At 61.0% G+C, this 20,273-nt stretch carries 17 protein-coding genes; 8 read left to right on the forward strand and 9 right to left on the reverse strand.

Annotation, left to right across the window (positions count from 1 at the left end; all coding sequences use genetic code 11):
• The first annotated feature begins 82 nt into the window (after positions 1-82).
• From ACE3SE_RS19915 to ACE3SE_RS19925, 3 genes are read left to right on the forward strand one after another with little or no spacing between them, the layout of a single operon-like run.
• Positions 83-1,060: an FIST signal transduction protein gene (locus tag ACE3SE_RS19915; RefSeq protein WP_374557767.1), complete on the forward strand. Its 978-nt coding sequence runs from the start codon at positions 83-85 to the stop codon at positions 1,058-1,060.
• The gene (locus ACE3SE_RS19920; protein WP_374557729.1) at positions 1,057-2,544 is read left to right on the forward strand and encodes an HD domain-containing phosphohydrolase; all 1,488 of its coding nucleotides are present in this window, start codon (positions 1,057-1,059) and stop codon (positions 2,542-2,544) included. The genes ACE3SE_RS19915 and ACE3SE_RS19920 overlap by 4 nt, the downstream gene beginning before the upstream one ends.
• A gap of 2 nt (positions 2,545-2,546) precedes the next feature.
• A complete protein-coding gene (locus tag ACE3SE_RS19925; protein ID WP_374557730.1) occupies positions 2,547-4,115 on the forward strand; it encodes an HD domain-containing phosphohydrolase in 1,569 nt (522 codons plus the stop codon).
• Between the two features lie 54 nt (positions 4,116-4,169).
• Here ACE3SE_RS19925 and ACE3SE_RS19930 read toward each other — a convergent pair whose 3' ends face one another.
• The 3 genes from ACE3SE_RS19930 to ACE3SE_RS19940 form a co-directional block, all read right to left on the reverse strand.
• Positions 4,170-5,267, reverse strand: a complete 1,098-nt coding sequence (locus ACE3SE_RS19930; RefSeq protein ID WP_374557731.1) for a linear amide C-N hydrolase — start codon at positions 5,265-5,267, stop codon at positions 4,170-4,172.
• Positions 5,268-5,478: 211 nt separating this feature from the next.
• Positions 5,479-6,096: a 3'-5' exonuclease gene (locus ACE3SE_RS19935; protein ID WP_374557733.1), complete on the reverse strand. Its 618-nt coding sequence runs from the start codon at positions 6,094-6,096 to the stop codon at positions 5,479-5,481.
• Positions 6,093-6,296, reverse strand: coding sequence for a hypothetical protein (locus tag ACE3SE_RS19940; protein WP_045844807.1), 204 nt, complete (start codon positions 6,294-6,296; stop codon positions 6,093-6,095). The genes ACE3SE_RS19935 and ACE3SE_RS19940 overlap by 4 nt, the downstream gene beginning before the upstream one ends.
• A gap of 118 nt (positions 6,297-6,414) precedes the next feature.
• On the opposite strand from ACE3SE_RS19940, the gene ACE3SE_RS19945 reads away from it, so the two are divergent.
• The gene (locus ACE3SE_RS19945; protein WP_374557734.1) at positions 6,415-6,993 is read left to right on the forward strand and encodes a flavin reductase family protein; all 579 of its coding nucleotides are present in this window, start codon (positions 6,415-6,417) and stop codon (positions 6,991-6,993) included.
• Positions 6,994-7,023: 30 nt separating this feature from the next.
• Here the strand turns inward: ACE3SE_RS19945 and ACE3SE_RS19950 are convergent, their stop codons facing one another.
• Positions 7,024-8,385 carry an aspartate aminotransferase family protein gene (locus ACE3SE_RS19950; RefSeq protein ID WP_374557736.1) on the reverse strand — a complete coding sequence of 454 codons (1,362 nt, stop codon included), beginning with the start codon at positions 8,383-8,385 and terminating at the stop codon, positions 7,024-7,026.
• Positions 8,386-8,433: 48 nt separating this feature from the next.
• Entirely contained in the window at positions 8,434-9,771 is a 1,338-nt protein-coding gene (locus ACE3SE_RS19955) for a glutamine synthetase family protein (RefSeq protein WP_374557738.1), read from the reverse strand.
• Positions 9,772-9,996: 225 nt separating this feature from the next.
• Between ACE3SE_RS19955 and ACE3SE_RS19960 the strand changes: the two genes are divergently transcribed.
• Complete coding sequence (locus ACE3SE_RS19960) at positions 9,997-10,644, forward strand: GntR family transcriptional regulator (RefSeq protein WP_045844885.1); 648 nt, start codon at positions 9,997-9,999, stop codon at positions 10,642-10,644.
• A 69-nt stretch (positions 10,645-10,713) separates the two neighbouring features.
• Here ACE3SE_RS19960 and ACE3SE_RS19965 read toward each other — a convergent pair whose 3' ends face one another.
• Entirely contained in the window at positions 10,714-11,316 is a 603-nt protein-coding gene (locus ACE3SE_RS19965) for a TetR/AcrR family transcriptional regulator (RefSeq protein ID WP_374557740.1), read from the reverse strand.
• Between the two features lie 120 nt (positions 11,317-11,436).
• On the opposite strand from ACE3SE_RS19965, the gene ACE3SE_RS19970 reads away from it, so the two are divergent.
• Genes ACE3SE_RS19970 through ACE3SE_RS19980 form a run of 3 tightly spaced genes read left to right on the forward strand, consistent with a single transcriptional unit; the run spans position 11,437 to position 15,584 of the window.
• Entirely contained in the window at positions 11,437-12,855 is a 1,419-nt protein-coding gene (locus ACE3SE_RS19970) for an efflux transporter outer membrane subunit (RefSeq protein ID WP_062787706.1), read from the forward strand.
• A gap of 35 nt (positions 12,856-12,890) precedes the next feature.
• A complete protein-coding gene (locus tag ACE3SE_RS19975; protein ID WP_045844813.1) occupies positions 12,891-14,039 on the forward strand; it encodes an HlyD family efflux transporter periplasmic adaptor subunit in 1,149 nt (382 codons plus the stop codon).
• A gap of 6 nt (positions 14,040-14,045) precedes the next feature.
• A complete protein-coding gene (locus tag ACE3SE_RS19980; RefSeq protein ID WP_374557743.1) occupies positions 14,046-15,584 on the forward strand; it encodes a DHA2 family efflux MFS transporter permease subunit in 1,539 nt (512 codons plus the stop codon).
• A 100-nt stretch (positions 15,585-15,684) separates the two neighbouring features.
• On the opposite strand, the gene ACE3SE_RS19985 is transcribed toward ACE3SE_RS19980, so the two are convergent.
• Genes ACE3SE_RS19985 through ACE3SE_RS19995 form a run of 3 tightly spaced genes read right to left on the reverse strand, consistent with a single transcriptional unit; the run spans position 15,685 to position 20,261 of the window.
• Positions 15,685-17,058, reverse strand: a complete 1,374-nt coding sequence (locus ACE3SE_RS19985) for an efflux transporter outer membrane subunit (RefSeq protein WP_374557745.1) — start codon at positions 17,056-17,058, stop codon at positions 15,685-15,687.
• Between the two features lie 26 nt (positions 17,059-17,084).
• Positions 17,085-19,034: a MacB family efflux pump subunit gene (locus ACE3SE_RS19990; protein WP_374557747.1), complete on the reverse strand. Its 1,950-nt coding sequence runs from the start codon at positions 19,032-19,034 to the stop codon at positions 17,085-17,087.
• 3 nt (positions 19,035-19,037) lie between these two features.
• Positions 19,038-20,261: an efflux RND transporter periplasmic adaptor subunit gene (locus ACE3SE_RS19995; RefSeq protein ID WP_374557749.1), complete on the reverse strand. Its 1,224-nt coding sequence runs from the start codon at positions 20,259-20,261 to the stop codon at positions 19,038-19,040.
• Between the last annotated feature and the right edge of the window lie 12 nt (positions 20,262-20,273).

Genomic DNA, 20,273 nt, shown 5'->3' on the forward strand with positions numbered 1-20,273 from the left:
TTCAATTCACTAGGTGAATTTCGGCTGTTTTTCGCATGAATCCCTGCCGACCCTCCATCAGGGCATAGAACTGGCGGGTGGGGTGTTTCCCCGGCTGATCAGCGATCAGGGTTTTGTTGACCATGGCGTCATGCTGCTGCCCTGCCCTGGCGGCAGCCAAAGTGCGTTGTTGCGCATCCATACCGGGCAAGACCCGGCACACACCGCGCAACACATGAGTGAGCGGATAACGCAAATGCTTGCTGCATGGCCTGTGAATCAGGGCAAACCAACATTGTTCATGATTTTCGATGGCATGCTGCCGGATATCGCGTCCATTCTGGATGCCTTGTACCTGCAGCTGGCCGACCAGGTGTTCTACGGCGGGGTCAATGCCGGCAGCGCCCAGTTCCAGCCCATTCCCTGCCTGTTCGACCAATACCAGAGCATGATGCACGGCGTGCTCTGCCTGTTGCTGCCCGCCACGGCCAATCCGGTCATCAACCATGGCTACCCGGCACCGGAGCACACCCTCACCGCCACAGCCACTGCCGGTAACCGCATTTTCCAGATTGACTGGCGACCGGCCTTCGACGCCTACCAGCAAATCGTCAAGCAACAGTTTGGTGCCGAACTGAATCGTGACAACTTCTACACCTTTGGCGTGCATTTTCCGCTTGGCATCATGTTGGCCAACCAGCAATTGCTGATTCGTGTCCCGGTAGCGCTGGAGGATGACGGTTCGGTATTTTGCGTGGGTGAAGTGCCGGAAAACGCCGTGCTGATGATGGTGCAAGCTCCGCCAGTGCCGGGCGATGACTGCGTACAGCAGGTGCTTGGCACCTTGCAGCAGCGTCATGGCTCGCTGCAAGGTAAAAACCTGCTGAGCTTTTACTGTGCGGGGCGCAGTCAGCACTTTGGCCCGGCTGCACTGGAGGAAATCCATGGCCTGATCCGGCACAGCCAGGCCGCCAGCGTGACCGGAGCGCTGACGCTGGGTGAAATCGGCAGCCCGCATGAATGGGGCTACCCGCTGTTTCACAATGCCTGCATCACGGCCAGCGTGTGGATGGATGCATGAACAAGGACCAGTTGCTTGCCGTACTGTACGACCTGTCGCTCACCATCGGGCGCGAGGTCACGGTTGATGCGCTGCTCACCAAGGTGGTGCAACGCCTGCTGTTTCACACCGGCTGCCCGGTCGGCCTGGTCATTCACCACCCGGATGGACTGGACGCCAACAGCGGCAGCCTGCTGAAAGTGATTGGCGACCATCAACTACAACAGCAAGCCAGCATCGGCATCGCCCTGCCGCCGGGGCTGCTGGGCCGCAGCATTCAGGCCGACACCGACGCGAGGCTGCTACAACGCTTTACCGGTCAGGATCGCTACCGTTACGGCCTGCGCCTGCCGCTGGACCAAACCCACACCATCATGCTGCTGGCACCGGAAACCATGTTGCAGCAGATGCCGCTGGAGCATGTATTCCCGCCCATCCTGGCCAACCTGTCCCGCGCCATCAAGCTGTGTAACGACAGCGAACAACTGGCCATCAGCCTGCAGGCAGAACGCAACCAGGTGATGGTGCAGCTGGACCGGGCGCAACGCTTCAACCAGGCCTTGCTCAATGCCATGCCGATTGCCGTGTTCTACAAGGACGCCAGCGGGCGCTATCTGGGTTGCAACCCGGCTTTTTCCCGCACGGTGGGCATGCAGCCCGAGCACATCATCGGCAAGATGCCGCAAGAAGTCTGGCCGGCCGAGCTGGCCAGCATGTTCACCCAGAATGATGCCCAGCTGATTGCCAGCCGCCAGCCACAGATGTTCGAGTACGTCATCCGCACCCAGCAAGGTCAGTTGATGGATGTGGTATACGCCAAGGACCTGTTCTACGACGAGGACAACAATATTGCCGGCATCATTGGTGCCTTCATCGACATCAGCGGGCGCAAGAAGGCGGAGGAATCGCTGCGCCAGTCGCTGATCCAGGCCATCAGCGCCCTGTCATCGGCCATGGTGCACCGTGACATGAGCACGGCGGGCCACGAAGTACGTGTCAGCGACCTTGCCGTTGCCATCGGCCGCCAGCTGGGGCTGAATGAACACCAGCTGGAAGGGCTGGGCCTGGCTGCCATGGTGCATGACATCGGCCAGATCCAGATTCCATCGGAAATCCTCACCCGGCCACGCCGCCTGAATCACGAGGAATTCGAGCTGGTCAAGCTGCACGCCGAGGCCAGCCATGAAATCCTCAAGGACATCCAGTTTCCCTGGCCCATTGCCGAGATTTCCTGGCAGCACCACGAAAACATGGACGGCAGCGGTTATCCGCGCGGTTTGCGCGGTGATGAAATCCTGCTGGAAGCACGCATCATCCACGTTGCCGACAGCATGGAGGCCATGTTGTCGCATCGCCCCTTCCGTCGCCAGCTCGGTCAGGGCCAGGCACTGGCACAGCTGCAACAATACAAGGGCAACGTGTACGACCCCGCCGTGGTTGATGCCTGTCTGGCACTATTTGACGAACATGGCTATCAACTGCCGGACCATAAAAGAAAAAGCTGAACATGGACGCCCGTAGCACAAGAATGCCATTTGCCGACTACACCCTGCAGGCCGCCATCCGGCAACTGCCGGACCGGGTGATCATCAAGGACACCCACTCCCGCTTCATCACCTGCAACCAGCGTTTTGCCGATGACCTGGGCATCCGCATCGAAGATATTGCCGGCAAGACCGATCACGATTTTTTCCCGCCGGCACTGGCAGCCAGTTATCAGGCAGACGACCAGAAGGTGATTGCCAGCGGCGTTGCCGTGGTGCTGCAAGAGCCTTACATGCTGGATGGCAAGCACTGCTGGCTGGAAACCAGCAAATCACCCATTTTCGACGACGCTGGGCTGTGCATAGGCCTGACTGTCATTTTCAAGGACATCACCCAGCAAAAGCAGGACCATGATGAAATGCAGCGCCGTGCCTGGGCGCTGCAAGCCAATAGCCGTACCAATCAGGCCCTGGTACAGGCCAGTGACGAACAGGCCTTGCTGCAGGCCGTGTGTGATGCCATCGTCGCCGACCAGCGCTACCCGCTGGCCCTGATTGCCGGCATGCAGGACCTGCAACAACAGCGTTTGCAAGTACTGACCGCTGCCGGTACTGCCCATGCATACAGCGAACAGCTGGACATTTACTGGTCCAAGGACTCCGCCAGCAATGACGGCCCGATTGCCAGCTGCATCCGCCAGGGCAACACCATCAATATCCACGCATTGGAACAGCACCCCAGCTTCCAGCCATGGAAGGCGCTGGCCAGCCAGCACGGGCTGCACGCCATTGTCGCCATCCCGCTGGTGGCCGGGCCGGACCTGATCTGCGCGCTGGCAGTCTATGGTGGCGCCGAGCAGTCATTCAGCCCGGTGGAGGTGCAGGTTTTTGAAGAGCTGACACGCAATGTGCAGTTCGGCATCCAGTCGCGCCGCACCCGGGTGGCGTATCAGCAGTCCTTGCAGGAGCAGGCAGCCCACGCCCAGGTATTGGAAAATGCCCTGGAAAAGGCATTGGCTGCCATTGCCTCGGTACTGGAACAGCGCGACCCTTACACTGCTGGCCATCAGAAACACGTGGCCGAACTTGCCGTGCTGATTGGCCAGGAATTACGCCTGGATGCACACCGGCTGCGTGGCTTGTACCTGAGTGGCGTGGTGCATGATCTGGGCAAGATTGAGGTGCCGGCCGAGATTCTCAGCAAACCCAGCCGGCTGCATCCGGTGGAATTTGCGCTGGTGAAGCGCCATCCGGAAGTGGGTTACCACATCCTGAAAAACATTGATTTCCCCTGGCCCATTGCCGACATCATTCGCCAGCACCACGAATATCTGGATGGTTCCGGCTATCCGCTCGGCCTGTCGGGCAAAAGCATACTGCTGGAGTCACGCATCCTCACCGTAGCCGACATTGTCGAATCCATGTCGTCGGACCGTCCTTACCGGGCCGCACTGGGCATTGGCCAGGCCATCGCCCAGATTCGCCTGATGCGTGGCACCCAACTGGACCCGGATGTGGTGGATGCCTGCATCCGGGTGCTGGAGCGCGGTGACTTCACCCCGCACTTGCTGACACTGGAAGCCGGAGACTGATACCGGCATCAGTCACACGGTCTGCCTGGCTGACAGCGGCAGGTATGCTCATGGTCAGTGATAAGCCGCCACATCCTGCAAATGCTGGTGTGCATTGCCAGCCCAGTTCTTGCTGCCATACAGGTTCAGGCGCGAAATGGCCCTGGTTTGCTTGAGCCGGGCAAAGTCGAAGTCACGCAAATCCAGCCAGACCGGGCTGATGGATGAAGCAGACTGAAACGCATAGCGCATGTTTTTCATGTCGGCCGTGGTGGTCCAATAGGTGCCCACACCCCGGTTTTCTGCCGGATAGCGTGAATACGGCTCGTAGGCTTTTTCCACCGACAAATCCAGCGGATCTGCCATCAGGCCGATGGGCATGGCAACACTATGCATGATGGATGCCAGAAAGCCGCGTGCTTCTTCGACATTGTCCGGGCGCGGCAGCGTCTTGAGCAGCCAGTTGGCCCGCACCAGCCGGGCGTCCGCCTGCCATCCGGTGGGAATGGTTTCAGAGGTGGAGGCCGCAAACTTCTTTTCCTGCTTCAGCATGGTGTCGTAGTCAGGCGGATTGGTCAGCACGGTGAACTGCCTGCCATGATGGATGACGGTTTCACCCTTGACGATTTCGATGATGGCCGAATCGCCGCTGGCGTCCTCAATGGCAATGTGCTTGGTATCCGACGCATAGTCGATGGGCAGGCGCTTGGGCAGCAGTCGCACACTGCGGATGGCGGCAACCGCTTCGGCTACCGTGGCATGGTTATCCAGGATGAAGCTCAGCCAGTGACTGCTTTCCAGTACCGGCTTTTCCGGCTTGCCCGGCTGCGGCTGTTCCGCACCGCCGGTAAAGTACAGGGTATGCGCCACCAGGCCCTTCTCGTTCATGCCATCCATCGGGAAAACATTGTCAGCATAAACAGCCACGCTGCCATAGCGCGCCTTCCAGCGTACGGTATGGGCTGCATTTTCTTCGGTGGCACCCACGCGACTGACACCGCGTGGACTCAGTACCAGCGAAGGGCTGACCGGGCCAAAGAAATCAAGATTGCGCGCACTGAGCAGATAACCGGGCTGTGTATTCCACAGTACGCGGGTGCAGGCTTCGGCAGCTGGCAACAAGGCAGCTGCAAGGGATGCGGCAAGTACGAGAGGTGCAATACCTTTGGACATGAAAACCCCCGAGTAAAGTCGGTATCGCTCCGGAAAACTGCACGGCGATACCAGCCATTAGTCTAGGGATGCTGTTTACGGCAGCGGAATGTCATGATGTCCGGTTTGGCGTCTGGAAATTTCGCTTTGCTGGCGGGCCGATTCATCATCAGCCGCCAATGGCGATCAGGCCGGGATGGCGAACGCCACCCGTGGCCAGCCTGCAAGCGCGCTAGGCATGCTGCATGAAGAAATCCGCCACCTTGGCGGCACTCACCTTCTGCAACTGGCACAGCTGGCGGTGGTCGAGTTGTGCTGTACCGTGCTTGCGCTGCGCCGTCTCCAGCAGGTATTGCAGCAGCTGTGCCGCCATACGGGCATCCGCCAGTGCACGGTGAGCGCGTCCGGCATCCGGCAGCCCCGCCCAGCGGGTGAGCGTGCCCAGTTTGTGATCTGGCGCCTGCGGCAACAAGCGCCGCGCCAGCAGCAAGGTGCAGGCGAAGTCCTGTCGCCGCTGCCGGCCGAGCAAGCCCAGCTCGTGATCCCAGAACTTGCGGTCGAATGCCGCATTGTGCGCTACCAGCGGCAGGTCGCCGACAAAATCAGCCACCTCGCGCATGACGGTAGCCACCGGCGGTGCGCTGCGCAGCATGGCGCTGCTGATGCCGGTAAGCTGTTCGATTTGCGCCGGAATCCGCACGCCGGCATTCATCAGGCTCTGGTAGTGATCCACCTCACGACCGTCCTGCCACAGCACCACGGCAATTTCAGTGGCACGGCTGCCAACGGCTGGCGACAAGCCGCTGGTTTCAAAGTCGAGCACCGCATAACAAGGTGATGTGCTGCTCAATTCAATGCCGCCTTGGCTGCCTCTTCCGGGCTCAGGCCGTCAAAAAACATATCGGTAAACCACTCGGCGTTTTCTTCGATTTGTTGCTGCGCCTCATCCGGCTTGGCACCAGCGGCAACAAACAGGGCTTCCACTTCGGCACACCATTGCAACAGGGCGATGGTATCCGGATCGAGCTCGTCTTCCTTGCGCTTGGACATGGGTTTCTTTCCGCTAAATGTTGAACTGGCGGCATTGTACACGGCAATTGCCGGATACAAGGCAGCGGTGCATGGATATTGCTAGAATCAGCGGCTGAACATGAACCGGGAAAGACCGATGTCCAAGCTTGTTGCTGTTGATCTGGCCAAAAGCTATCGCCTGCTGAACCACGGCCCGACCGTGCTGGTTTCCTCAGCCCACGCGGGCGAACAAAACGTGATGGCCGCCGCCTGGGCCATGCCGCTGGACTTTGACCCGCCCAAGGTGCTGGTGGTGGTGGACAAGGCCACCCACACCCGTGAACTGATGGAAGCTTCCGGCGAATTTGTGCTGAACATTCCCTGCCGCGCCCAGGCTGAACAGGTATTGACCGCAGGCAGTTGCAGCGGGAAGGAGGTGGACAAGTTTGCCGTCAGCGGCCTCACCGCCCTGCCCGGCGAAACCGTGGCGGCACCGCATGTGGACGGCTGCATCGCGTATCTGGAATGCCGCATCATCAGCGAGCCGCACAACCAGCAGCACTACGACCTGTTCATTGGCGAAGTACTGGCCGCCAGGGCAGACCCGGATGTCTGGCACGACGGCCATTGGAACTTTGATGGTCATGATGCCAAACGCAGCCTGCACTACATTGCCGGTGGCAACTTCTTCAGCATTGGCGAGCAGTTTGCCGTTGCCGCCAGGCAGGCTGAGTAAAAAAGCCGCCCGCAGGCGGCCCGGTCGGTCTTAGCGAACAGCGCTGACGAATTCGTCAAACGCCGTCACCAGTCGTGCCACATCCTCTACCGTGGTTTGCGGGCAAACCAGCAGCATATTGTGGAAAGGCGTGATCAATAGCCCGCGATTGAGCAGGAACAGGTGGATGATGTGCTCCATGTCGCTGTCCAGAATCGCATCTGCCTCGCTGCCATTGCGCGGCGGGGTGGCGGTGAACTGGAACTCGGTGCGGGCACCCACCTGTGTCACACACCATGGCAGCGCGTGACGGGCAATCACCGCACGCAAGCCGGCGGCCAATTGCTCGGCCAGCGCAAACATGTGGGCATAGGCTTGTCCGGTCATTACCTCGGCCAGATTGGCACGCATCGCCGCCATGGCCAGCATGTTGGCGGTCAGCGTGGTGCCGATGCCACTATGGCCCGGTACCGCTTCGCGTTTGGCCTGTTGAGCACGTTTGGCCATTTCCTCGGAAAAACCGTACACCGCACACGGCACGCCACCGCCCATGGGCTTGCCCAGCACCATCATGTCCGGCTTCAGGCCGTGAGCGTGGGTATAACCGCCCATGCCGGTGCTGATGGTATGGGTTTCATCCATGATCAGCAGCGTGCCATAACGTCGGCATAGCGCCTGTGCTGCTTCCCAGAAGCCCGGCTCCGGCAGCACCATACCGATATTGGTCATTGCTGGCTCGGCCAGCAGGCAGGCTACCTGACCATCCTTCAGCGCGTCTTCCAGCGCGGCCAGATCGTTGAACTCCACCACACGGGTGTATTGGGTCAGGTCGTACACCTGGCCCAGCAGGCTGGCACGCTGCACCGGCTTGCCATCCACCAGATCGACAAACACATCGTCGATGGTGCCGTGATAGCAGCCATTGAACACCAGCAACTGCTGACGACCGGTAGCGGCCCGCGCCCAGCGCAGGGCGAAGCGGTTGGCATCGGTGGCGGTCATGGCAAACTGCCAGAATGGCAGGCCAAAACGTCGCGCCAGCTCCGTCGCCACCCAGACGGCATCTTCCGACGGCAGCATGGTGGTCAACCCGCGCGCAGCCTGTTCGGCCAGCGCCCTGGCCACCGGGGCCGGGCCGTGGCCGAACATGGCACCGGTGTCGCCCAGGCAGAAATCGACATAGCGATTGCCATCCACATCTTCAAAACTGGCACCCTGCGCCTGCTTCACGTACAGGGTGAAGGGGGTGGACCAGTCATCCATCCAGTGCAGCGGCACACCAAACAGCAAATGCTGATCCGCCTGCGCCGACAGCCGCTGCGATTGCGGGCGCGCCGCGATAAAGCGCTCGCGCTCGGCAGCGTGCAGTTGCAAGGCCTTGCCCCAGTTGATGCCATGTCGTGTTGTTGTCATTGCTTTCTCCTTGATCTTGTTCTGTGCGGACGGCAGCCCGCCATCATGTCATACGTGCAGTTGCAGGTGTTCGCGTTCCCAGGCGGTGATGCCACGATTGAAGGTTTCGAATTCCTTTTCCTTCACCGCGCAAAAAGCCTGCACAAACTGTTCGCCCAGAATGTCCGCAAGCTCCGGACAGTCCTGCATCAGCGCCACGGCATCTTCCAGGCTGCGCGGCAGCTCGAAATCCAGGTCGTAGGCGCTGTCGCTCATCGGTTCACTGGGAATCAGGCCCTGCACCATGCCGAGGTAACCGCAGGCCAGTGTGGCCGCCATGGCCAGATAGGGGTTCACATCCACGCCCGGCACCCGGTTTTCCAGCCGCCGCGCGCTGGGGCCGGATGGTGGAATGCGGATGCCGCAAGTCCGGTTGTCATAACCCCAGCGCACATTGATGGGTGCGGCGGCATGGCGGCTGAGCCGACGATAGGAATTGACGTAGGGCGCCAGCATGGGCATCACCATGGGCAGGTACTTCTGCATGCCGGCAATATGATGGAAGAACAAGGGGGTGGCGCTGCCATCCGCTGCGGAAAAGATGTTCTGCCCGTCTGCAGTACTGACAATGCTTTGATGGATATGCATGGCACTGCCGGGCTCGCCTTCCATCGGCTTGGCCATGAAGGTGGCAAAGATATTGTGGCGGTAAGCGGTTTCACGCACCGCACGCTTGAACAGGAAAACCTGGTCGGCCAGTTCCAGCGCATTGCCATGGGTGAAATTGATTTCCATCTGGCAGGCGCCTACTTCGTGAATCAGCGTTTCCACATTGAGCTGGGCTTGCTGGCAGAAAGTGGACAGCTCCTGGAAGAAAGGGTCGAAGTCGTTGACGGCATCGATGGAGAAGGATTGACGCCCTACTTCGGAGCGCCCGGCGCGACCGGTGGGCGGACGCAAAGGCTCGTGCGGGTTATTGTTCTGCCGGATCAGGTAAAACTCCATTTCCGGGGCCACCACCGGCTGCCAGCCGCGGTCGGCATACAATTGCAACACCTTGCGCAATACGGCACGCGGTGAAATTCCCACCGGCTTGCCGTCGAAGTCTTCACAATCGTGAATCACCACCGCCACCGGCTCCATGGCCCAGGGCACCAGCCGGATGGAGGCGGCATCCGGCACGCACACCATGTCCGGGTCATTGGCACCGACAAAACGTTCGAATTCGGCAAACTCGCCATTCACAGTGATGGTGAGTACTGCCTTGGACATCTTCATGCTCTCTTCGGCCAGGAACAAATCCTTGGGGACAATCTTGCCACGCGCCACCCCGGTCATGTCCGGAATGACGCATTCCACTTCATGGATGTTGTGCGTTCGGATGAAGCTGTGTAAATGCTCATGCATGTTTTATCCTTTATGATCAAATCTGCAAAAGCCCTTTTCCCAACACCGCACCAACCCATGTGAATTCAAATGCAAATACCGGAATAAAAGCTGGAATTGATCATAGTAAGACAAAACGTGCATGTCAATTTATGATCAAATAAAACTTGAAAAGTGAAGCATCACAGCACCATGATTGCTATGGTATCCTTTGTGACAAATTCCAATACCAACGACTCGCCGACAATGAAGACTACCGCCTCCTCTACACTACAGGACGAAACCTACACCACCTTGCGCCAGTGGCTGTCACTGGGTCGCTGGCTGCCCGGCGAACGGCTGAAGATCAAGCAACTGGCACAAGACATGCAGGTTGGCGAAATGCCGGTGCGCACTGCACTGCAACGCCTGGTGGCAGAGAAGGCGCTGGCCAACATTCCCAATTGCGGCGTCACCGTGCCGCAACTGAGCCGCACCCAGTTTGACGACATCCTGCAAACCCGCATGTTGCTGGAAGGCGAAGCAGCTGAAAAAGGCGCACGCAACCTGAGCAGTGCCGACCTCAAGCTGCTGGAAGAACTGACCGCCACCATGGACGAGGCCATTCGCAATCACGATGTCAAAGGCTATCTGACGGCAAACGAAGACTTCCACGTCACGCTGTACCGCGCCTCCGGCTCGGCCATGCTTCTGTCGCTGATTGAAAGCGTATGGCTGCACGTTGGCCCCATTTCCAACCAGCTGCATCAGGACCCGCACGTGTGGAGCATCATGAACGACTGCCATGAGGACATGATGCGCGCCCTGCACCGCAAGGACCCGTCCGCCGTGCGCCGCGCCATCGAACGCGACCTGTTCAATGCCGGGCAGTACCTGAAAACACTGTGCAACTGAGCCACACACGGGCAGCATGAAAAAACCGGGCCAAAGCCCGGTTTTTTATTTGCCAACAGCAGCAAGACCTCACTGCCCCCCATACCAGGCCATGAATATCTCCACACCTCTGGCCACACGCTGTTGCAACAGCTTCAGGTCGTCCTCGCTCACCACGCCAACCAGGAATGTCTCCTGATATTCCGCCTGTATCAGCGACAACAAATGCATGGCCGCAATCCAGCCATCCGCCCGACGCAGGCGGCCGGCCTGCATTTCCTCTTCCAGATAAGCCGCCACCTTGTTCCAGCCCTGGCGCGGGCCTGCCTCATAAAACTGCTGGGCGGCACCGGCACGCACCAGTTCACCCGCAATGATGCCGCGCATGGCCATCAGGTCCGGGCCCAGAATCACCTGCAGGTAGTTTTCCCCGAATGCCTGCAAAGCCGCCGCAATATCCCCGCCCGGCACCAGTCGTGCATAGGCATGTGACATGCGCTCTTCGGCCAGCATTTTCATCACACTGAGGAACAGCTCCTCCTTGGACTTGAAATAACCGTACAAAGTGGCTTTGGAACCCCCTACCCGGCTGCAGATTTCCGCCATGGAAGTGGCCTCATAACCACGTTGCAAGAACAACTCAGCTGCCGTTGCCACCATTGCCTGACGACGCTCTTCACTTTTTGTTCGCATTTTTGCTCCAAACTGTACCGAACTGTACGGTTTAACTTGACGGCGCTAACGCCGCACATTATAACTGTACCGTACAGTACAGTTAAAGGCCCTGTCAAAAAAATGGATACCCAATCAAGCATGCACCCACGGCGCACCCTGCTACAACTGACCATGCTAGGCAGCCTGCTGCTGGCCGGTTGTGCCAGCGTGCCGGACCTGGGCCCCGCGCCCCGCAACAAGACCATGCAGGACATGGCCAGTCAGCAAACCCTGCCAGCCAGCACGGCCGACTGGATGAGCAGCAACTGGTGGCAAAGCTATCAGGACGGCCAGCTCGACGACATCATGCAAGAGGCCTTGAGCCAGTCGCCCGACCTGGCAGCCGCCCAGGCCCGTCTGGCCAAAGCCGCCGGTCAGGCGGAACAGACTGGCGCCAGCAATCTGCCCAGCCTCGACCTGAATACCTCTGTCACCAAAATGAAGCAAAGCTATAACAACGGCTTTCCCGCTGCCTTTGTGCCGCATGGTTACAACAACTCTGCCAAGGTCGAACTGGATTTCAGCTATGAAATCGATTTCTGGGGCAAGAACCGCTCCGCCATTGCCGCCGCCAGCTCGGAACTGGCCGCAGCCCAGGCCGAGGCAGCACAAAGCCGCCTGACGCTGACCAGCGCCATTGCCGCAGCCTATGCCGAACTGGCCCGCCTGTACGCCGAGCAAGATGCCGCCGAACAGGCTCTGAGCGTGCGCCAGCATAGCGCCCAGCTGCTGCAGCAGCGCTTTGACAATGGTCTGGAAACCATGGGCAGCCTGCGTCAGGCCCAGTCCCGCGAAGCCACCGCCAACGCCGACCTCAGCGCCGCACGCCAGGCCATTGCCCAGCAAAAGCTGAGCATTGCCGCCCTGATGGGTGCCGGACCGGATCGCGGCATGAGCCTGCGTCGCCCGGCTGCCAGCCTGCTGCATCCGCAAGGCTTGCCTGCCACCTTGCAGGCGGACTTGCTGGGTCGCCGTCCGGACCTGGCCGCCGCCAGACTGCGCGCAGAAGCCGCCGCCAGCCGTATCAACGTTGCCCGCGCTGCGTTTTACCCCAACGTGAATCTGTCTGCCTATCTGGGCGTGCAGTCGCTGGGGCTGAGCTATCTGACCAAGAACGGTTCCGACATTGGCGGGGTCGGCCCGGCCATTTCGCTGCCGATTTTCCGTGGTGGCGCCCTGCAAGGCAACTACCGCGTGGCCCGTGCCGAGTACGACGCCGCCGTGGCCAGCTACAACCAGACCCTCACCCAGGCCCTGCATGAGGTGGCCGATGTCATGGCCCAGCAACAGGAACTGGGCCCGCAACTGGAGCAGCGTCGCCTGGCCCTGAAAACTGCCGAAGAGTCCTACCAGGTGATGCAGAACCGCTATCAGGGCGGTCTGGCCAGCTATCTGGACGTACTGAATGCCGAAGACAACGTGATTGCCAGTCGTCGCAGCAGCACCAGCCTGGAAACCCGGCTGTTCCTGCTGGACGTCAACCTGATCAAAGCCCTGGGCGGCGGTTATCAAGCCTGAGCCCTAACCGAATACAACAATTGCAGAAAATCATCATGAGCGAAAATATCCAAGCCCTCCCCGCCTCCGATGCCCCGCACAGCGACAGCCTGCGTCTGGCCAAGCGCAAGAAGCTGTTTGCCCTGCTTGGCGCAGTCGTCGGCGTTGCCGCCATTGGTGCCGGCACTTACTGGACCCTGGTGGCCTCCCACCATGTCAGCACTGACAATGCCTATGTGGCCGTTGAAATGGCGCAAATCACCCCGGAAGTCAGCGGCACCGTGCGCGAAGTACTGGCCGTGGACACCCAGCAGGTAAAGCGTGGAGACATTCTGGTAAAACTGGACGACAAGGATGCCACCCTCAATCTGGCACAGGCTGAAGCGGAACTGGCGCGCGCCGAGCGTCGCGTGCAGGGTTATCTGGCCAGCGACGAAGGCTTGCAAGCCCAGGTACAGGCCCGCATTGCCGACCAGGCACGCAGCAATGCCCAGCTGGTTTCTGCCCGCGCCGACCTGCAGCGCGCCGAGCTGGACCTCAAGCGCCGTCAGGCGCTGGCCAAGAGCGGTTCGGTGTCCGGTGAAGAACTGAGCAATGCACAGAACGTATTCAGCACCGCCAGCGCCAACCTGACCGCCGCCGAAGCCGCCGCCAAACAGGCCGAGGCCAATGCCCGTGCCGCGCAAGGCTCGCTCAAGGCCAACCAGACCCTCACCGTCAACACTACGGTGGACACCAACCCGGAAGTGGCCCTCGCCCGCGCCAAGCGTGACCAGGCCCGCCTGGACCTGGCCCGCACCATCATCCGCGCGCCGGTGGACGGCGTGGTGGCCAAGCGTCAGGCACAGGTCGGCCAGCGCGTGCAGGCCGGCAGCCAGCTGCTGTCGGTGGTGCCACTGCAGCAGGCACACGTGGATGCCAACTTCAAGGAAGTGCAGCTGGACAAGGTACGCATCGGCCAACCCGCCACGCTGACCGCTGACCTCTACGGCAGCCGCATCACCTACCACGGCAAGGTGGCCGGCCTGGCTGGCGGCTCTGGCGCAGCCTTTGCCACCATCCCGGCGCAAAACGCTACCGGCAACTGGATCAAGGTGGTGCAGCGCCTGCCGGTACGCATTGCACTGGACCCGGCCGAACTGCGCGCCCATCCGCTGCAGGTAGGCCTGTCGATGGAAGTCACCATCGATACCGCCAGCGAGTAAGCCATCATGACTGACAGCTCCGTTACTGCTTCACCCAAGCCACTGGAAGGCGGCACCCTGTGGCTGGCCGCCCTGGTGCTGGCCGCCGCCAACTTTGTCGCCGTGCTGGACACCACCATTGCCAATGTGTCGGTGCCCAATATCGCCGGTGGCCTGGCGGTATCTTCCAGTCAGGGGACTTACGTCATTACGTCTTATGCGGTGGCCGAGGCCATTACCGTGCCGCTCACCGGCTGGCTGGCTGCGCGGCTGGGCACGGTGCGGCTGTTCATCGGCTCCATGGTGCTGTTCGGCCTGTTTTCCTTGCTGTGCGGCATGGCCGGCTCGCTGGAAACACTGGTGCTGTTCCGTGTGCTGCAAGGCCTGGCCGGCGGCCCGCTGATGCCGATGTCGCAAACCCTGCTGCTGCGGATTTTCCCCAAGGAAAAAACCGGCGCAGCCATTGGCCTGTGGAGCATGACCACGCTGATCGCCCCCATCATGGGGCCGATCCTGGGCGGCGTGTTGTGTGACCAGGTAAGCTGGCCGTGGATTTTCTGGATCAACGTCCCCATCACCATGCTGTGCGGCTATGCCGGCTGGCAATTGCTGAAAAGCCAGGAAAGCCTGCGCGAGAACATCCGTGTGGATGCCGTTGGCCTTGGCCTGCTGGTGGTGTGGGTGGCGGCATTGCAAATCATGCTGGATGAAGGCAAGAACCTGGACTGGTTCAATTCCGCCGAGATCGTGGCCTTGGCGGTGATCGCTGCCATCGGCTTTGCCGCCTTCCTGATCTGGGAGCTGACCGAGAAAAACCCGGTGGTGAACCTGCGGGTATTCCGGCACCGCGGCTACTGGGCCAGTGTGCTCACCATCTCGCTGGCTTTCGGCTCTTTCTTTGGCGCAACGGTGCTGACCCCGCAATGGCTGCAAAGCTATATGGGCTACACCGCCACCGAAGCAGGCCATGCCACGGCGATGAGCGGCATTCTGGCGGTGCTGGTGGCTCCGCTGGTGGCGCAGCTGTCCACCCGGGTGGACCCGCGCCCGCTGGTATTCATGGGAGTGATGTGGCTGGGCGGCGTTACCCTGTACCGCAGCTTTTCCACCACTGACATGGGCTTCTGGCAAGTTGCCCTGCCTCTGCTGTTCCAGGGCGTGGGCATGCCTTTCTTCTTTGTGCCGCTCACTGGCCTGGCCATGGCCAGCGTGGAGCCGGAGGAAATGGCCTCGGCGGCAGGCCTGATGAGCTTCATGCGGACATTATCCGGTGCCTTTGCCACTTCGCTGGTGACTACCGCCTGGGAAGACAAGGCCAGCTACAACCATGCCGACCTGGTAGGCAGCATCGACCCCGGTGGCGACACCCTGCGCACCCTGCAGGGGAGCGGCATGAGCCTGGATGCAGCCAGCAACCAGCTCAACCAGCTGTTGCAGTCGCAAAGCATCATGCTGTCCACCAACCAGATTTTCTGGCTGACCGGCCTGTCGTTCGTGGTGGCCGCCTGCGCCATCTGGCTGGCCCCCCGCCCCACCCGTGTGGCGGATACCAGTCAGGCGCACTGATCAGTTCTAGACTCAGCAAAAAGCCCGGTGCATGCACCGGGCTTTGTCATTCCATATTTTGCCAAGAGTGGATCACCACATGGCTGCTGCAAGGTCGCCCTTACTGTGCGCTGGCCTCACCACCCAGCGCCTGATACAGCGTTGCCTGATTCACCAGCCGGTTATAACGGTTTTCCAGCAGGCTTACCTCGGCGGTACGGCGCGTTTCTTGCGCATCCAGCCAGTCCTTCAGTGGAGCCGCACCCGCCTGATAACGCAGCTGGTACAGCTTTTCTGCCCGCGCGGCCAGCACAGCAGCCTGGGTCAGCCGTTCGCCCTGCTGCCGGTACTGCTGGCGGGCGGACAAGGCATTGTCCACGTCAGCCAGTGCCGAATACAAAGTCTGGCGGAAGTTCACCACCGCCAGCTGGTAGTCAGCCTCGCTGATGCTGTTGTTCAGCTTCATCTGCCGCCACTGCAAGAACGGCAAGGTGATGCCTGCACCCAGCGTGGCCAGCGGGTTGCTCAGCACCTGCGCCAAGCGGGTACTGCTGCTGCCCAGACTGCCGGTCAGGGAAAAATCGGGATAGTACGAGGCACGGGTAGCGTCGCCTGTTGCCAGTGTTTCGCGCAGGCGCAATTCGGCAGCCCGCAGGTCGGGACGGCGCGCCAGCAGCGCCACCGGCAAACCGGCAGGCACGTCTGGCAGATCCGCCATTGGCAGGCTGGCGCGCAAGGCGATGTCACCCTCGGGTGGGCCATCCAGCAATATTGCCAGTGCGTTTTGCGTCTCGGCCAGTTGCTGCTGGTAGTCGTGCAGGCTGGCTTGCTGGCTGGCCAGACTTTGCCGCACGGTCAGCACATCCAGCTCGGCCGCTGCACCGGCCTGCTGCTTGGCCAGCACCAGTCGCAAGGCTTGCTGCTGGTAGTCGATGCTGGCCTGCCCCAGTGCCAGCCGCTGGCGTAGCCAGGCCTGTTTCCAGTACAGCTTGATAGTGCTGCCAATCAGGCTCAAGCGGCTGCTGGCCATGTCCTGCACCGTGGCGCGCGCCTCCCAGGCCTTGGCATCGCTCTGGTGTGCCAGCTTGCCCCACAAGTCCAGTTCATAGCTGACCAACAAGCTGGCCGAATGGCTCTGGCTGCTGATGGCATCGCCACCTACACGCCGGCTGGCCGTGCTGGACAGGCTGAAGGATGGCGTGGGTGCCAGGTCGGTATCGGCCAGGTCTGCCTGCAGCATGGCCTGTCGCACCTTGATGGCTGCGGCGGCCAGGTCGTTATTGCGTGCCAGCACCTGTTTGATCAGCGCGTCCAGCTCGGCATCGCCAAACTGTTGCCACCAGTCTCCTGCTGTCGCGGGACTGGTCGTTCCTTGCGTGCTGGTTTGCCATTGCGCGGGCAGCGCGAGCGCCGGTGTCTGATACGGCGTAGCGGTGATGCTGGCACAACCGGCGAGCACCAGGCAGGCCAGCAAGATGGGGTTTGATGCTTTCATTCTGTCATTCTGTTCTGAAGCGATGCTCATTCACGGGACAGCGCCACGACCGGGTCCAGCCGTGCGGCATTGCGGGCCGGCAGATAGCCGAACAGCACGCCCACCAAGGTGGAGCAGGCAAAGGCCGCCACAATGGACGACAGCGAGTAAACCATATTGAAGCTGGCGAGGCGGGCCACCAGCACGCCAAGGCCCAGCGACAGGGCCACGCCCAGTGCTCCGCCCAGCAGGCATACCAGCACGGCCTCGATCAAAAACTGCTGCATGATGTCGCGCTGGCGCGCACCCACGGCCATGCACACGCCGATTTCACGGGTCCGCTCGCTCACCGAGACCAGCATGATGTTCATCACGCCAATACCGCCAACTACCAGCGAAATCACCGCGATCATCGAAACCAGCAGTGTCATGGTGGCGGTGGTGCTGGCAATGGTCTGGCGGATGCTGTCGGTATTCATCACGAAAAAGTCCTGCGTGCCGTGCCGATGGGTCATCAGCGCCACCAGGCTTTGCTCGGCGGCAGCGGTGGACACATTGTCACTTACCCGCACCGTGAGGGCTTTCAGGTAATCCTGACCCAGCATGCGGTACATCACCGTGCTGTAGGGCAGCCACAGATTGAGGTTTTCGTCGGTGCCGAAGGCGCTTTTCTGGGTTTGCGTCACGGCCACCACCCGGCAGGGCAGCTTGCCCAGCAGGATGACTTTGCCGATAGGGTCGTCGCCATCGGCAAACAGGGCCTTGCGGCTGTTTTCGTCTATTACTACCTGCTGCGCCTGCTGGCTGACCGCCACCGCGTCGAATGGTCGGCCTTGCGCCATGGACACGCCGCGCACGCGGAAATACTGCTCGCCCACGCCCTTCACCTGGGCGGTGACCGCCACATTACGATAGCGCAGCGTCACGCTGTCGCTGACTTCCGGGGTGACACTGTCGACAAAGGGCTGCTCGGCCAGCACCGTGGCATCACGCGGGGTCAGCGTGTGGATGGCGTCGGCCTTGCGGTCGCCAAAATGCTTGCCGGGATAGATATTGATGGTATTGGTACCCAGCGAGCTGATGTCGCTGAGAATGCGTTGACTGGAGCCGGTACCCAGCGCCACCACCGACACCACCGAGGCAATGCCGATGATGATGCCCAGCATGGTCAGCGCCGAGCGCAGCCGGTGCGCCATCAGCGCGCGCCAGGCCATGCCGAAGGCCTCGGCAAATTGCTCGCGCAGCAGCCGCCAGCCACTGGCCTGCGGCCGGGAATCGTCCGCTTGTGACGCCATGGGCGCGGCGCTGTCCGCACGGCGCGTGTCGGCCACCAGCTTGCCATCCCCGATCTCGATAATGCGGTCAGCATGCTGCGCCACCTTGCTGTCGTGCGTCACCAGAATGATGGTGTGGCCTTCGGCATGCAGCTCGCGCAGGATGGTCATCACCTGCTGGCCGCTGGCACTGTCCAGCGCACCGGTGGGTTCGTCGGCCAGAATCACCTTGCCGCCATTCATCAGCGCACGGGCAATGCTCACCCGCTGCTGCTGACCGCCAGACAACTGTCCCGGCTTGTGCCCGGCACGGTCAGCCAGGCCAAGGCGCGCCAGCAGGCTGGCAGCACGCGCACTGCGCTCTGCTGCCGGGCTGCCCGCATAGACGGCAGGCAATTCGACATTCTGCAGGGCATCCAGCTCGCCCAGCAGATGGTAGCGCTGGAAAATGAAGCCGAAATGTTCACGCCGCAGTGCCGCCAGCTGGTCCGGGTCCATGTCCGCCACGGGATGACCGGCCACGCGGTAGCTGCCGCGCGAGGGGGCATCCAGACAACCCAGAATATTCATCAGGGTGGATTTGCCGGAGCCGGAAGTGCCGATGATGGCCACCATTTCTCCGGCCTGGATCTGCAGATTGATATTGTCCAGCACGGTGACCGTGTCTTCGCCCGAGACAAAGTCACGGCTGACGCCGGACAGTTCCAGCAAGGGGGTGTGCATGATTTACATCCCCATCGGCGGCGGGCCGTTGTGGCCGCTGCTACTGCTGCTGGTGGTGGCGCTGGCCTCACCCACAATCACCTGCTCACCGGCACGCAGTCCGGACAACACCTGGGCATGCACATTATTGTTCAGGCCAATCTTCACCGCCCTCGGCTGCACACTGCCATCCGGCTGCAATACCCGCACTGCATAGCGGCCATCCTTGCCACGTACACCCAAGGCATTGGCCGGAATCGCCAGCACGGCATGCGCCTGGCTGAGTACCACACTGACTTGCGCCGTCATGTTGATGCGCAGTTTATGGCCCGGATTGGGCACATCAAACAGGCCGTAATAATAAATGGCGGTCGAGGACGAACTGCTGGAGCTGCTGCTGGTGGAGGTGCTGCTGGTACTGGTGCTGTCACTGGAATCGCTATACGACTGCGGTGCCGGGTCAATCGAACGCAAGCGCGCCTGATAGCGCCGGTCCGGCTCGCCCAGAATGGTGAAGTACACCGGCAGGCCGGGTTTCACCCGCACCACATCCCCTTCCGAGATTTCCGCCTTTACCGTCACCGTATCCAGCTGCGCCAGCTTGACCATTGTCGGGGTGGACTGACTGGCATTCACCGTCTGCCCTTCCTCCACCGGCAAGGCCACCACGACGCCGTCTATCGGGGCAAGAATGCGGGTGTAACCCAGATTCAGCTGGGCGGTTTTCAGGCTGATGCGCGCCTGCTGCAATTGCGCCTGCAACTGCTCGGCATCCGCGTTTGCACCATCCAGCGTGGCTTTGGCGCTGTCATAGCTTTCCTGTGAGGTAGCCTGCTGGCCCAGCATCTGCTGCTGGCGGGCAAAGTCCTGACGCGCTTTCAGCAAGGCGGCCAGTTTGGACTTGAGCTGGGACTGATAGCTGCTGACCGAGGCCTGGGCATCTTCCAGCGAGTTTTCCTGGGTACGCGGGTCGATTTCCGCCAGCAAATCGCCTTTTTTCACACTCTGGCCCAAGGCCACCTTGAGTGATTTCACCTGGCCGGACACCTGGGCACCGACGCTGACTTCACGCAGCGCCTTGATGGTGCCCGTGGCCAGTACGGTATCTTCCAGATCCATATTGCTGACCGTGGCGGTCAGATAGTGATTCACAGGCGGGCGGGGATACAGCAGATAAGCGGCAACAGCCAGCAGCAAACCGGTGACAATCAGCAGGCTGCGTCGATGCAATGCAATGAAACGGGGCATGAAGGGACAAGA

This window comes from Aquitalea pelogenes (assembly GCF_041914625.1).
In the GTDB taxonomy this organism is placed as follows: Bacteria; Pseudomonadota; Gammaproteobacteria; order Burkholderiales; family Chromobacteriaceae; genus Aquitalea; species Aquitalea pelogenes.